Source organism: Vibrio sp. T20 (assembly GCF_007858795.1).
Classification (GTDB): domain Bacteria; phylum Pseudomonadota; class Gammaproteobacteria; order Enterobacterales; family Vibrionaceae; genus Vibrio; species Vibrio satsumensis.
Genome location: NZ_VFEB01000238.1, coordinates 1 through 279, shown reverse-complemented (window position 1 = coordinate 279; position 279 = coordinate 1). Strand labels below are relative to the sequence as shown.

The window sequence follows — 279 nt, the reverse complement described above, 5'->3', positions numbered from 1 at the left end:
TAGCTCAGTCGGTAGAGCAGCGGATTGAAAATCCGCGTGTCGGTGGTTCGATTCCGCCTCGAGGCACCATTATTTGGTACTTAACAAATAATGGTCTTTATAGACCTGATGTTGAGACAAGTAATTCCCCTTTAGTTCAGTTGGTAGAACGGCGGACTGTTAATCCGTATGTCGCAAGTTCAAGTCTTGCAAGGGGAGCCATTTTTAAAGAACTTCATTTTATATGAGGTTTTAGTTGAAGAGTTTAACTCTTTAAGCAAAGAATTTAGTGTGCCGACT

1 tRNA gene is annotated in these 279 nt (G+C 41.6%); it reads left to right on the top strand.

The features are described 5' to 3' along the window. The first annotated feature begins 125 nt into the window (after positions 1-125). Positions 126-201 (top strand) — tRNA-Asn (locus FTW16_RS22255). The last annotated feature ends 78 nt before the right edge of the window (positions 202-279 follow it).